The following is a 13,726-nucleotide window of genomic DNA, read 5'->3' on the forward strand; positions in this document are numbered from 1 at the left end:
CGGAGAACAGCCGGAACAACCCCTGCGACACGGCCGCGCACGGCGTCGAACACCAAGAAATCGGCTCGCTCTTGTGGTATCGAGTACACTGCCCTGTAAGAGTGCGACCGCAGTATGTATTCAGGGAGATCATCGCCTGATAGCCCCCACGCGCGCTATGCCGCGGCGGTCGCCGAGACGAGATGAGGGTTGGCTTTTCCGCGCGGACCCGGCACGAGGTCACTTCCTGCCAGCGGTCCCGGAAGCCCGCCTTCGCAGGAGACCTAGGCAGGCCGAGCTGACCACGTTCCGAGACCTTGGAGTCATACCCGAGATCGCTGATGCCCTCGAGACAGAGGGCATCACTTCACCCTTTCCCATTCAAGAGATGGCCCTTCCCCTCGCGATCAGCGGGCAGGACGTCATCGGCCAGGCGCGCACCGGCACCGGCAAGACCTACGCCTTCGGCGTGGCGATGCTGCAGCGCGTCGGCAAGCCCCGCAAGAACCGCAAGAAGCCCCGCGGCCTTGTGGTCGTCCCGACCCGCGAGCTGGCCCTGCAGGTCACCGAGGACCTCGTCGTCGCCGGTGGCAAGCTCGGCTCGCGCATCCTGACCGTCTACGGCGGGCGGGCCTACGAGCCGCAGATCGAGGCGCTCAAGCAGGGCGTGGACGTCATCGTCGGCACGCCGGGCCGCCTTCTCGACCTGGTGAAGCAGAAGCACCTCGACCTGAGCCAGGTGGCCATGCTGGTCCTGGACGAGGCCGACCGCATGCTCGACCTGGGCTTCCTGCCCGACATCGAGCGCATCATCAAGCTCGTCCCCGCCGAGCGGCAGACCATGCTGTTCTCGGCGACCATGCCGGGCGAGATCGTCCAGCTTTCGCGCCGCTACCTCTCGCGCCCGACGCACGTGCGCGCCGAGAACGCCGACGCCGACAGCGAGGACGTCTCCAAGACGACCCAGTTCGTCTGGCGCACCCACCGCATGGACAAGATCGAGATCGTCAGCCGCATGCTGCAGTGCGACGGCCACGGGCTGACGATGGTGTTCTGCGAGACCAAGCGCGCCTGCGACATGGTCTCCGAGCAGCTCAAGGAGCGCGGCTTCGCCGCGGCGGCCGTGCACGGCGACCTCGGGCAGGGCCAGCGCGAGCAGGCTCTGCGGGCCTTCCGCAACGGCAAGATCGACGTCCTGGTCGCCACCGACGTGGCGGCGCGCGGCATCGACATCGACGACGTCACCCACGTCGTCAACTACGACTGCCCGCAGGACGAGAAGACCTACGTCCACCGCATCGGCCGCACCGGCCGGGCAGGGCGCACGGGCGTGGCGGTGACCTTCGTCGAGTGGGAGGAACTCACCCGCTGGAAGGTCATCAACAACGCCCTCGGCCTCGACTTCGCCGAGCCGGTGGAGACGTACTCCACTTCGCCGCACGTCTACGCCGACCTGCGCATTCCCGAGGGCACCAAGGGCGTGCTGCCGCGCGCCCAGCGCTCCCGGGCGGGCCTGGACGCCGAGCAGATCGAGGATCTCGGCGAGACCGGGCGTCACCGCACACGCGACCGTCGCGACAAAGACGAGCGCCGTGACAAGGACGACCGCGCCGAGCGCCGCGAGCGCCCGGCCCGCAACCGCCAGCGCCGCCGCACCCGTGGCGGCCAGGACCAGTCGGAGCTCGCTACCTTGGACGCCGGCCAGGCACTCGACAACGACCTGGCGGTGGAGGGCGACATCCTCGCCCCCGAGCCCGCCACGGTCCGCACGCCCGAACCGGCCGCACCGGCCGAGACCGTGATCACCGAGGCCGTGACCGCCGAGGTTCCGGCCCCGCGGCGTGCCCGCAGGGGCGCGAACAAGGTGGCGCTGACGGAGGCGCTGGCCGAGGTCGCACCCTCCGCGGTGGAGGACGACGGCGCGACAGCGCCCGCCGCCCAGGAGGCGCTCATCGGCGCCGAGGAGTTCGAAGCGACGGCGCCGCCGGCGCCCGTCGTGCCCGAGGCGCCCGTCGCTCGCCCCGAGCCGGAGCGGATCACCCCGCCCACTCCGTTCTCGATCATCTTCCAGTCGCCCGACCTGGCGACGGACGATGACGTGGCACCCTCCGCGGCCTCCGAGCGCGTCCAGCAGCGCCGCCGGCCGTCGTACCAGCGTCCCCGGAGGGGCTGAAGCAGGCGGCGTATGAAGAACCACGGCCCTGAGCGGCCAGAACGGCGGGACGCCTCGCGGCGGCCCGCCGTTTCGAACGACATGCCCAGGCGCGCGGTGAAGCGCCATCCGATCAGGTGAGAGAGTGGAAAGTCAACCACGCAACCGACGTAGAACGTTTGACGGTGTTGCCAGGATGGATCCTCAGTATCGTGGTGCCGCGTGAGCACGCCGCGCTTCCTGACCCTGCCTCCCGGTGTCCGTCCACAGCGCATCGAGACGCCTGCGGGCACGTTCGCGGCCCTGGAGGCGCTCCCGGTCAGCGGCATCCCCGAGCGATGGCCCGCCCTGCTGGTGCCCGGATACACCGGCAGCAAGGAGGACTTCATCGCGATCTTCCAGACGCTCGCCCAGGCCGGGCGGCGCGTCGTCGCGATCGACATGCGGGGTCAGTACGAGAGCGAGGGGCCCGACGACCCGGCGGCCTACACCTGTGAGGCTCTCGGCGAGGACATCGACAGCGTGGCCGCCGTCGTCGGCGGCGGCGAGCCCGTCCACCTCGTCGGTCACTCGTTCGGCGGGCTCGTGACCCGCGAAGCGGTGATCGGCGGAGCCACCAAGCTCGCCTCGTTCACGCTGATGAGCTCGGGCCCGGCCGGCATCACCGGCCCCCGCGAGAAGGCATGCCGCGCCATGCTCCGCGAGCTGCCCGAGGTCGGCCTGGAACACCTGTGGACGCACCGCCTGGAGCCGGAGGCCATCGTCGCCGGGGTGCCCGACGACATCCTGGCGTTCCTGCGCAAGCGGCTGTTCGCCAACTCGCCGACCGCCCTGATGACGATGGCCGAACAGGTCCTCGAGGCCGCCGACCGGCTCGACGACCTGCGAGAGGTCGACGTGGCCACCCTGGTCCTGTACGGGGAACACGACGACGGCTGGTCACCGCGCAGCCAGGCCGAGATGGCCAAACGCCTGGACGCCGAATGCGTCGTGGTCCCCGGCGCCCTCCACTCCCCCGCCGTGGAAGCCCCCGAGACGACCGCACACGCCCTGACCCGCTTCTGGAACCAGGCAGAAGACCACCTGCTCCACAACACCTGACCCGAACGAGCCGGACATCCCCCTCGTCGGGACCTGATCCGGCCATCGACCCGACGTAAAGACGTCGAAGCCAAGACGCTGTGCCACGTCGAAGCCGCGTGCCACGGCGACGCCGTCACCCCACGCAGGGCAACCGGCCAACGCGCCTGGACACCGCACTCACCGATGGCGCCGGTAAGCGAACAGCACCCCATGCTCCGACCCCATCCCCGCGGTTGGCACACCTTGTTCAGGGCCCGGCTCCGCGGGCGGTGCGTTGTGCTCGGGGGGTGCGGACTTCGCGGTGATCGTCTGGATCAGGTGGTGGTCGGGGGACAGCGCGCACGCCGGATCAGTGCGGTCGGCCCGGCCGGTGATCGCGTACGCCTGGCAGCGGCACCCGCCGAAGTCGACGTCACGGCGTGGGCATGTGGAACAGGGGTCGCCCATCCAGGCCGTGCCCCGATAGGCGTTGAACGCCGCCGACTCCTCCCAGATCCACCGCAGACCGCGCTCGCGCACGTTCGGGAACTCCAGGCCCGGCAGGACGTACGCGCCGGGACAGGGCAGCACGGCCCCGTCCGGGGCGACCGTAAGCGACACCGCGCCCCAGCCGCCCATGCAAGGCTTGGGCACGCCCTCGAAATAGTCGGGAACGACCCAGACAAGCCGGACCTCCCCCGCCAGCCGGGCACGCCAGACGGCGACCTTGTCCTCGGCCCGCCGTAACTGATCACGGGTCGGCAGCAGCGCGCCCCGGTTGCGCAGCGCCCAGCCGTAGAACTGCGTGTTCGCCAGCTCCACCCGATCTGCGCCCCAGGCGACACTCAGCGCGATGATCTCGTCGATGGAGTCGAGGTTGTGCCGGTGGAGCACGACGTTCAGCCCGAACGGCAGGCCCGCGTCACGCACCAGCCGGGCGGCCCGCTCCTTGGCGGCGAACGACCGGGCGCCCGCGATGCGGTCCGACCTCTCGGCCGTCGCATCCTGCACCGAGAGCTGGACGCTGCGCAGTCCCGCGGCGGCGAGCCCGTCCAGCCGCGAGCGGCTGAGCCCGACGCCGCTGGTGACGAGCTGAGTGTAGATCCCGGCCCCATCCGCCGCCGTGACGATCTCCGGCAGGTCGGCGCGCAGAAGCGGCTCGCCACCGGACAGGTGAGCGTGCACGACACCGAGCGCGGCGGCCTCCGCCATGACCCGCGTCCAGTCCTCGGTGCCCAGCTCGCGGGAGCGGCTGATCAGCTCCAGCGGGTTGGAACAGTACGGGCAGCGCAGCGGGCACGCATGCGTGAGCTCCGCCAGCATGGCCCAAGGAAGCATGCGCTCTTGGCGCTGGTCATCGCAGAGCCGGCGGCTCTGCGAGGTGGTCATCGTAGCCATCCTTCCGCTCGGACCCTGTCGAGGAACTCGGGGACGTCGGTGGCCACAGCACCGCCGGGGAAGGCGGCGGTCAGCTCGTCGATGATCTGTGCGACCGTGCGGGTGCCGTCGCACAGCCGTACGACCGAGGCCGCCTGGTCGTTCAGCACGACAATGCGTTCGGGCATGACCAGCAGATCGGCGTCCCGTACGGCGTCGTGCCGCATCATGATCGAGGCGGCGAGCGCCGGGCGCCGGCCCGTCATCGATACCCCCGCTCCACGGCGTCCAGCAGCGACCAGAGCACGTCGCACTTGTACGCGAGCGCGGCCACGGCCCTCTCCTGGTCGGCGCGGTCCCTGGCCCGGTCGAGGACCAGGGCGAGCGCCTCCTCGCCGTCCCGGCCGCCCTGGCTGATCCGGCCGCGGAAATACCGGAGCCCTTCGGGGTCGATCCACCCGTAATGACGCTCGAACGCGTCGATGCGGGTGCGCATCAGGTCAGGGGCGAACAGTTCGGTGAGGGACGCCGCCACGGCCTCCACCGGGGAGCCGAGGCGGCACAGGTTCACGTATCCCTCCACCGCGAGCCGGACGCCCGGCAGCACGCCCTCTCCGGACAGCAGCAGCGCGCGGTCCAGGCCGGCGGCCTCGCCGAGGCGCAGCCAGCGCTCGAGGCCGCCTTCACCGGCGCGCTGCCCGTCGTGGTCGTGGATGCGGCGGATCCATACGCGGCGCAACTCCGGGGTGGGGAGCTTGGCGAGGATGAGCGCGTCCTTGATCGGGATGTGCCGCTGGTAGTGGAAGCGGTTGAGTATCCAGCCGCGGATCTCGCCGGGAGACAACTCCCCGGCGTGCATGCGCAGGTTGAACGGATGCCGATCGTGGTACCGCTCCCCCGGAACCGCACGCAACCGAGCCTCGAACTCCCCGGCCGTCAACGCCCTCACGACTCGATCACCCGTCCCCCGTTCCTCCCTCCCTGCTCCCGTTCCTCCCTTGCCGACCGGCGTGCGCCTTCCCGCCTTCCGTCCGGCGTCCGCCTTCCCGTCCGACGTCCGCCTTCCCGCCTTCCCTCCCGGCTCCCGTTCCCGCCTTGCCGTCCGGGGTGCTCCTGGCGGCGACGATCCAGGTGAGGGGTCAGCGGGTTTGGAAGTAGGCCGACATCTCCATGGAGGCCTCGACGATGCGGTAGTCGGGCTTGTGCCAGGTCTGTTGCTCGCCCCTGGGCTTTCTGCGTCTGCCGTGGATGCGCCGCGGTGGGCGCGGCGCGCTCTGGTCCTTCGACTGCGCCATGAGCCGGCACCTGCCTTCCCTGCTCGAAGGGCTACTCCCGTTATGACCGGTTTCGCCGGGTGATGTCACCGCACTTTGCCGAGAAGACATCCGATGTGTACGTCAGGCCGGTCGATATTGGGGAGCGTTTCGGCGATTCGTTAGTTTTTCATCGGATGTATACGCCCTCCAGGCGGCGCAGCTCAGCCGTCACCTCGCCGCCTCGGTCGCGAGCAGGGCTTCGAATTTCGCCTTGCCCTCGCGCCGCAGCCAGGTCTCGAAGTCCATCAGGTCAGCGTGCGGCGCGCGCAAGCAGCGGTGATCGGTCAGTCGGGGTCCGCCAGGGCGTCCCAGGGCTGGCGTGCGGATCCGGCCGCCTGGCCTTCGGGGCAGTGGCGGCGGTAGTCGCACCAGGAGCAGACCGGGCCGGGTCGCGGCGGGAAGCTCGCGTCGATCTCCGGCGGAACGGGAGCCGGACCGCCCCCGGAGCCGGCGGGACCGGAGGCCGTGCGGGAGTCGCGAGAGGCGGTCTTCCAATCGCGGTAGCGTTCGTCGGCTTCCGAGGCCTCTTGGGCTATCTCCTCGGCGCGGCGCAGGTGGCGGGCGAGGGACTCGTCGCTGTGCTCCCACTGGACGATCGAACCCGTTGGGACGTGGTGCAGCTCGACCTTGTGGCAGGGCCGGTGCAGCACTCGTGAGGACGCCACGGCGTAGATCGCCAGCGCGAGCGAGGAGCGGGCGTCGTCCTCGGTCAGCGGGCGCCTGCCGGTCTTGTAGTCGACGATGACCAGCTCGTCACCGCGCCGGTCGATGCGGTCGACCCGGCCGGACACCGCGATGACCGGCGTGCGGGTGGCGACGGTGCGCTCGACGCCCACCGGCTCGTCGGACGGGTCGAGCGTGCTGGTGTAGCCGGAGACCATGGCCCGCGCCCGGTCGCGCCACACCGTGGACTGCTCCTGGTCGCGGAAGCCCTCGGTGATCCACCCCTTGGTGAGCAGGATCCCCGCCATGGCGGAGGTCCTGCGCTCGTACGGCTCGCGCCACCATCCGGCCAGCGCGTTGTGGACCGAGGCGCCCACGCTGTTGTGCGCCCACGGCGGGCCCTTCTGTGGCGCGGGCCGGTCGAGGTAGGTGAACCGGTAGCGCCGGGGGCAGTCGAGCCAGGTGTTCAGCCTCGACGGCGTGCAGGAGTAGAGCCGCCGGGGCATGCCCTCGAGCCCGAGTTGCAGCACGTCACTCGTCGAAGTTGAGCTTGATGCCCGAGACGCGTGTGCCGTCGGACAGCGGCGCCTCGACGGCGGCGGGGGTGGGGCCGGTGTCCGCGCCGGTGAGCGACCCGGCGAGCCAGTCGTCGAAGTGCGGCTCCTGCTCGCCGATCCTGGTCTCCTCGCCGTGGGCGGGCAGCACGCGCGTGTCGGCCGGCAGCGTGAACAGCCGCTCTCCGATCGCGGTCAGCTGGTCGGCGAGAGCCGGATACTCGCCGCCGAGCTTGCCGGGCCCGTCGGCCAGCAGCGTCTTGCCGGTGAAGACCACGCCCAGCGCCTCGACGTACAGGGAGACGCCGCCCTGGGTGACGCCCGGGGTGGCGATGACCTCCAGCTCGACGTCGGCGACGCCGAAGATGCCCTCGTCCTCCATGTCGATGTCGGGGTAGGTCTCAGGCCAGGTGTCGCGCCACAGCTGGCGGTCCTTGCGGTTGAGGGCGACGACCGCCTCGTCGCGGGCGGCCACCTCGATGGCGCCCGCCACATGGTCGGGCAGGCCGTGGGTGCAGACGACCGCGAGAACCTCCCGCTCGCCCACCTCGGAAAGGATCGTCTCCGCGTCGCGCGCGGGGTCGATGACGATGACCTCCTCGTCGTCGCCGACGATCCAGGTGTTGTTCTCGACCTTGTATTCGGCGCCGTCGATCGTCACGACGCCTTCGGTCACCACTCGCTCGATACGCGCTGTCACGGCCACGACCTTACCGAACACTCGTACCGGTCTCGATAAGTACACGGATCAGGTTGAGGACGATCTGTACGGGACGTCCCTCTCCGGCGGTCCCTGCGCGGCGCCGGGGCCGCCGGTGTCATGGCTCCTCGCCCAGCCGGGGGGAGAACGCGCCGTAGGGCAGGTCGAGCTCCTGGTCCTGCTCCCTGAGGTCACGGAGCGAGAACTGGGTCAGCGCCACCAGGCACCCGGCCTCCGCCGGCCAGCCGATGACCCACAGCCAGTCGCCCATCGCCTCCCCGACGTACACGGCGCGGTCGGCCAGGCCCTCGACCCACCACAGCGCCGTCGGGTGCCCGAGGGTGTCGATCTTGGCGTTGGGCGGGCCGGCGTCGAACCCGGGGCCGGGGTCGGGGCCGTCCAGCCCGGCGAACGCGGCGCCGAGCCCCATGCCGGGCTCCTCCGCCACGATGACCAGGTCGGCGGGCCCGTGGGTGACCGACGGCCCGGAGCAGGCGACCACCCCGGCGCGGACGCCCGTGCGCTCGTCCCCGGCGTCGCCGAAGCCGGTCACCAGCCATCCCGGCGGCAGCGGCCACGGTAGCCAGAACGGCACGCGGGAATCCTTGCGGACCACGTCGAGCGCCTCGACGGACGGGCGCCTGGCGTGGAAGGGCAGGACGGCGCCGTGCACACCACAACGCCAAGCGCTGGACCATGCGCTGGGTGGGCGCAGCGTGCCGAAACACCGAGGGCAGGTGGGCGCGGCTCTCACAGTTACCCACGGTGCTTCCGTCGGCGCGGATAAGTCAAGGGGCATCCCGTTATCGCAGCGTAATCTTGGCGTATGCGGGTGCGGTGCGTGGGCGGGATCATGGTCGACGAGGCGGGCAGGCTGCTGCTGATCCGCCGCGGGCACCCGCCGGGTGAGGGCCTGTGGTCGCTGCCGGGCGGCAGGGTGGAGCCGGGCGAGTCCGACGCCGGCGCCCTGGCCCGCGAGCTGCTGGAGGAGACGGGCCTGTCGGCCGTCGTCGGCGAGCCGGCGGGCACCGTGGAGCGTCCCGGGCCCGGCGGCGTGATCTACGAGATCCACGACTACTTCGCGACCCCGGTGGCCGGCACGCCGCGTGCGGGCGACGACGCCTCCGCCGTGGGCTGGTTCGCCCCGGGCGACCTCGCGCGGCTCCCGCTCACCGCCGGGCTCCTGGACGTTCTGGTCGCCTGGCGGGTCGTCGCCGCCGGCCTCAGCGGCTGAAGGACGTCCGCCACAGGGTCAGGTGGTCGGAGGTGTAGGTCGTGGAGCGCCCGACGGCCACGACCCTGTCGCCGATCACGGCGATCGCGCCGAGCCATTGGGCTCCCTCGCCGGTCATCCCGTCGCCCGTCAGCGTGTGCCGCTGCCAGTCGCGGCCGTCCGGGGAGGTCCACACCGCGCTGTCCCCGGTGGCGGGCGGGCCGTAGGAGCCGACGGCGACCAGGCCGGAGTCGGAGGTCGTCACGTCCAGCACGGCCGCGGCCTCCTCGGCGGGGAGCCAGGAGTAGTGCCAGGTGACGCCGTCGTCGGAGGAGACGGCCGCGAACGGCTGCTCCACGCCCTTCTCGTTGGTCGCGCCGCCGACCGCCACGAGCTCCTGATCACGCAGGACCACTCTCCGCAGGCTCGCCGAGCGGGCGCCCTCGGGGATCACCCGTTTGCGCGCGGTCCAGTTGAGCCCGTCGTCGGACGCCCAGACCACGCCGGACGTGCTCCCGGCCGATCCCGACCCGCCGACCGCCAGGTAGCCGTGCTCGGTGGCGACCACGTCCTCGATGCGCACGTCGGCGCCGCCCGCCGGGAGACTCTGCGGCGCCGACCGCGAGAAGCGCCGCAGGTCCGGCGAGAACCACAGCGCCGCGACCACACCGCCGGGACCGCTGTCGTCCCCGGCCATCACGTACCCCTGCGGGCCGGCCGTGACCACGCGCGGCATCACGGCGTACCGCCCGGACGCGCCGAGCGCCGGCGACTCCGGCGCCTGCCGCCAGGACCGCCCGTCGCTGGAGGTGGCGAGCAGCGGCCGGACGAACGCGGAGTCGGCCGTGGTGCTCCCCACCGCGAGCCACCCATGCGGGCCGTGGGCCACGTCGTTGATCGCCTGCCGGCCCGAGCCACCGAGGGCCGGCGAGCTCACGGCCTTCCAGCTCTGGCCGGTCGCGCTGGTCCAGATGCCGGCGTCGCCCTTGACCGAGCCGACCGCGACGAACGACTCGCCCGCCGCGACCAGCGCGGCGGTGTCCCGCGCGGATCGGGTCAGCCCCTTGATCTGCGCGAGCGGCACCGGAGCGGCCGGCTTCCCCTTGTCGGCCATCATCAGCACCGGGAGGTTGTCCAGGCCGCCTGCCCGCTGGTCGCCGGCGGCCACCAGGGTGCCGGCGTCGGTGATCGCGAGGCCCCGAAGCGTGCCGGGGATCTGGCCGAGGTCGGTGCTCTCGGTCCAGTTCTTGCCGTCGGCGCTGGTGAAGACGGCGTACCGTTCCCAGCCCGACTCGGCGACCGCCGCGACCCCGGCCGCGGAGGAGGCGAGGCCGCGCACGCCGGTCGCCTCGCGCCCGAGCCCGCCGATCACCCCGCACTGGCGCCATTCGTCTCCGAGGTCGGAGCAGTAGACCCGGACCTCGCCGGCGTCGGACTTCTGCAGGGTCGGCACCAGCAGGAATCCCTGGTCGGCCACGGCGAGCGCACCCGGCTCGGGCCGTACGCCGGGCAGGGCGGCGGCCGTGCGCAGCCAGGTCCTGCCGCCGTCGGGGGAGCGCAGGATGACCGAGGTCGTGTCGCCCTTGCCGGGATCGGCGAGCGCCACGACGGCGTCCCCCTTCGCCACCACCGCCCGGATGGCGCGCACCTTGTCGGTGGCGCCGATCTCGCCGGTGTCCACACGGGTCCAGCTCTGCCCGTCCGGCGACACCCAGGCCACGGGGCCGTACCCGCCGTCCTGGAGGGTGGTGGAGCCGACGGCCACGAAGCCGCCGGCGGTCCGGGCCACGTCGGTGATCCGGTCGCCGCTCCAGAAGGCGGACAGCCGCGAGGGGTCGACCGCCGTCCAGGAACGCCCGTCGGCGCTGGTCCACATTCCCCTCGCGGAGGGCCCTGCCGCTCCGGGCGCCTCGGTGCCGGCGGCGAGCCAGCGGCCCGCACCGCCGGTGACCAGCCCCGCCGAGCCCGCGGGCTGGTATCCGGCGGGCCCGGTCACCCGGCCGAGCTCCCACGACTTTCCGCGGTCGGCCGAGACGAGGAAGAGCGGTCTGGGCACCGGGCTGGTGGTGTCACTGCCCACCGCGACCACGGTGGAGCCGACGGAGGTGACCGCGTTCAGGACCTGGCTCGAGCCGTTGCCGCTGATGCCCGGCGGGGCGACGAACGCCTGGTCGCCCGAGCCGCCGTCGCCGGCCGCGAGCCGCAGGCCGGAGCTCACCGGGGAGTTCACCCAGTTCACGATCACCAGCCCGAGGCCCGCCGCCGCGAGCAGCACGACCACCACGAAGATCGGCGTCAGCAGGCCCCGTCCGGGGCCGCGCCACCGGGCTGGGCGGCCCTGCCCGGGCCGGCGGCCCTGGCGTGGCGGGCGGCTGGCGGCCTGGTCGCGGTGGTGGCGGCCACGCCCGCCGCCGCGTGGGCGCGCCGGGCCGGAGGCGACGAGGATGTCGGGCCGCGCCGGGCGTCCCGCCGGGGGTCGTCCGATCCGCTCCTCCGATGTGGCGCCGGGCACGGAGTGCTCGCCGGGGGTGGACGGCGCCTCGGGGTCGATGTCGAATCTCGAGCGCCTGCCGGTGGTGAGGCCGGACGCAGAGGGCTCGCCGGGCGCCGCCGCCCGTGCCGTCCCGGACGACGGCTCGGGCTCGGCCGGGATGCTCGGCTCGACCCTGATGTCCGGCGCTTCACGCGAGATTCCCTGCGATCCGGACGTACGGGGCGGCGTGCGCGGCGGCGCGGAGGTACGGGGCGGCTTGCGCGGCGGTCCGGAGGCGACGAGCTTGTCCGGGCGATTCACGATGCGCCGCGGCGGCCAGGCCGGCTCCCCCTCGGGAGGCTCGTTCGCCTGCGGGTCGCTCGTACGCGGGTCGTAGGGGGCCTCGGGCGCCCAGCCGGAGGAGGTCTCCTCCTGCGGTTCGGGCGAGGGCCGTCCGGAGCTGTGGCGGGGCTCCGCGCTCGCCCCGCTGTACGGCCGCGCGTAGGGGTGGCGTCCCGCCGAGGACGGCCTCGGCGGCTGGGCGTGGTCCTGGTCCTCGGCCGCGGGGGAACGCTCGTCCGGAGTGGGCGCGCCGAAGGGCGGCAGGGCCCACGGGGAGTCCAGGGGCAGGCCACGCGAGCGGTTCTCGGAGGGATCCGGCGGGGAATGGTGGAGAACCCGTGGGGATGTTCGGGCCTGGGAGGGCCCAGAAGGGCGTGACGTGCTATCGCGATCGGCGTCGTCGTCCGCCGACCGCCATGACGAGCGCGGGTCGTGGGGGCCCGAGACCACGCTCAGCACCTCCTCGTCGGCAGCCTAACCCAGTCTGAAGGCCATGATTCGGGACCGTTCCACCGAACTCCAGCGCATCCATAGCATCGGAAACAGATCACTTGCGATCGTACCGATACCCAATCCCTGCCCAATGATCACATAACTGGGTAGGACACTGGCCGCTTCTCACCCTCGCCGCCACCGCGCACCTCCCTGGAGCCGACCGCCGGCCCGCACACCTTCCAGGGCAACATGCCGAGGGCCCTTCTGGCGAGACCTCTCTAGTCAGATTTATCAAGAGACAGTCTGGATTGACCGCTTATGGGCGATTATTACGACCACAACCGTGAAAAATGCCAACTGGACCACGGTGCCCGACAGCGCCTGCCACGGCACCGCGCCCTGCCGTAGCGCGTCCCCCAGTTCCCCGGCGGCGGCGGCCGGCAGGAAGCTCACGACGTTGTTGACCACGTGCAGCGCGATGGGCGCCTCCAGGCCACCCGTGCGGACCGCGAGCCAGCCCATCAGGGCGCCGAAACTGAAGACGTCGATGATGCCCCAGTCGGTGTAGGCGTGCAGCGAGGTGAACAGGGCGGCGCCGAGCAGGATGCCCGGCCACGGAGTCCGCAAGTAGGCGCCGAAGGCCTGGATCACCCAGCCGCGGAACATGTACTCCTCCGCCGCGGCCTGGAACGGCACCAGCACGAGGATGACCACCAGTCCGGGCAGGAACCGCTCCCATCCCACCCAGCCGAAGAGGTTCCCGAGGTCCTCCCCGGTCACGGCGTACGTCGCCACCATGGCGGTCTGCCCGAGGATCAGGGCCACGAGGGCCACCCCCAGGCACACCAGCAACCATCGCCAGCGCAACCGCCCGAGAACGGAGGAGAGCGTGCCCGGCGGACGGCGCTGGGTCAGCCACGCCGTCAGGAACACCACCGGCAGGACGGCCGCGATCGACAGCAGCAGGACGCTCAGCTCGAACACCGGGTCGCCGAACAGCCGGTCCCCCGACATGACCAGCGGAATGCCCACGATCCCCGCGATCACCGACCCCGCGAGGATCACGATCAGGCCGATGCCCACGAACGCGACGGCGATGACGGCCGTCCCCACGACCGGGCGCCACCAGCGGTTCAGACGCGTACGCGCCAGGTGGTCGTACCGCGTGCCGGGAGGCGGAGGCACCGTCCGGGCCGCCGGAGCCGGCGGCGCCCGCCATGCCTCCGGCCCCGGATAGTACGGCCCACCCTCCGCGGGCCTCGGGTAGTACGGCGCACCCTCCGCGGGCACCTGGCCCGCCGGTTCCGGGGAGTACGGCGCACCCTCCGCAGGCCCCGGCGCCGGATGGTACGGCGCCGGTCCCGGCCCCGCGGGCCCCGGCTCCGGCTGCGGCCGGTGCGCCTGTGACGGATCGTGCATATACGTCATTCTCCTCGCACCTTCCTCCTGCCCGGCGGTCG

12 protein-coding genes are annotated in these 13,726 nt (G+C 72.2%); 3 read left to right on the forward strand and 9 right to left on the reverse strand.

Translation table 11 applies throughout. The features are described 5' to 3' along the window. The first annotated feature begins 367 nt into the window (after positions 1–367). Positions 368–2,152 (forward strand): DEAD/DEAH box helicase, encoded by a 1,785-nt coding sequence (locus MYF83_RS27875; RefSeq protein WP_248963690.1) that lies wholly within the window; start codon positions 368–370, stop codon positions 2,150–2,152. A gap of 201 nt (positions 2,153–2,353) precedes the next feature. After that, on the forward strand, positions 2,354–3,232 hold the full coding sequence (locus MYF83_RS27880; RefSeq protein WP_248963691.1) for an alpha/beta fold hydrolase: 879 nt from the start codon (positions 2,354–2,356) through the stop codon (positions 3,230–3,232). A 159-nt stretch (positions 3,233–3,391) separates the two neighbouring features. Here the strand turns inward: MYF83_RS27880 and pqqE are convergent, their stop codons facing one another. The 7 genes from pqqE to MYF83_RS27915 form a co-directional block, all read right to left on the reverse strand. Then, on the reverse strand, positions 3,392–4,582 hold the full coding sequence (gene pqqE, locus MYF83_RS27885; RefSeq protein ID WP_248963692.1) for a pyrroloquinoline quinone biosynthesis protein PqqE: 1,191 nt from the start codon (positions 4,580–4,582) through the stop codon (positions 3,392–3,394). Beyond that, on the reverse strand, positions 4,579–4,836 hold the full coding sequence (gene pqqD / locus MYF83_RS27890) for a pyrroloquinoline quinone biosynthesis peptide chaperone PqqD (protein ID WP_248963693.1): 258 nt from the start codon (positions 4,834–4,836) through the stop codon (positions 4,579–4,581). The genes pqqE and pqqD overlap by 4 nt, the downstream gene beginning before the upstream one ends. Next, complete coding sequence (gene pqqC, locus MYF83_RS27895) at positions 4,833–5,519, reverse strand: pyrroloquinoline-quinone synthase PqqC (RefSeq protein WP_248963694.1); 687 nt, start codon at positions 5,517–5,519, stop codon at positions 4,833–4,835. Before pqqC ends, pqqD begins: the two co-directional genes overlap by 4 nt. A 190-nt stretch (positions 5,520–5,709) precedes the next feature. Further along, the gene (locus MYF83_RS27900; protein ID WP_248963695.1) at positions 5,710–5,865 is read right to left on the reverse strand and encodes a hypothetical protein; all 156 of its coding nucleotides are present in this window, start codon (positions 5,863–5,865) and stop codon (positions 5,710–5,712) included. Positions 5,866–6,170: 305 nt separating this feature from the next. Further along, positions 6,171–7,079, reverse strand: coding sequence for a RecB family exonuclease (locus MYF83_RS27905; protein WP_248963696.1), 909 nt, complete (start codon positions 7,077–7,079; stop codon positions 6,171–6,173). A 1-nt stretch (position 7,080) separates the two neighbouring features. Continuing rightward, positions 7,081–7,803 carry an MBL fold metallo-hydrolase gene (locus tag MYF83_RS27910; RefSeq protein ID WP_248963697.1) on the reverse strand — a complete coding sequence of 241 codons (723 nt, stop codon included), beginning with the start codon at positions 7,801–7,803 and terminating at the stop codon, positions 7,081–7,083. Between the two features lie 118 nt (positions 7,804–7,921). Beyond that, positions 7,922–8,602 carry a DUF6758 family protein gene (locus MYF83_RS27915; RefSeq protein ID WP_279340137.1) on the reverse strand — a complete coding sequence of 227 codons (681 nt, stop codon included), beginning with the start codon at positions 8,600–8,602 and terminating at the stop codon, positions 7,922–7,924. A gap of 27 nt (positions 8,603–8,629) precedes the next feature. Between MYF83_RS27915 and MYF83_RS27920 the strand changes: the two genes are divergently transcribed. Beyond that, positions 8,630–9,037, forward strand: coding sequence for an NUDIX hydrolase (locus MYF83_RS27920; RefSeq protein ID WP_279340138.1), 408 nt, complete (start codon positions 8,630–8,632; stop codon positions 9,035–9,037). Here MYF83_RS27920 and MYF83_RS27925 read toward each other — a convergent pair. Together MYF83_RS27925 and MYF83_RS27930 are read right to left on the reverse strand one after the other, a co-directional pair. Next, positions 9,027–12,281: a WD40/YVTN/BNR-like repeat-containing protein gene (locus tag MYF83_RS27925; RefSeq protein ID WP_248963700.1), complete on the reverse strand. Its 3,255-nt coding sequence runs from the start codon at positions 12,279–12,281 to the stop codon at positions 9,027–9,029. The genes MYF83_RS27920 and MYF83_RS27925 overlap by 11 nt on opposite strands. Positions 12,282–12,557: 276 nt before the next feature. Then, complete coding sequence (locus tag MYF83_RS27930; RefSeq protein ID WP_248963701.1) at positions 12,558–13,694, reverse strand: CPBP family intramembrane glutamic endopeptidase; 1,137 nt, start codon at positions 13,692–13,694, stop codon at positions 12,558–12,560. Positions 13,695–13,726: the final 32 nt, after the last annotated feature.

This window comes from Sphaerisporangium perillae, assembly GCF_023276435.1.
Classification (GTDB): Bacteria; Actinomycetota; Actinomycetes; order Streptosporangiales; family Streptosporangiaceae; genus Sphaerisporangium; species Sphaerisporangium perillae.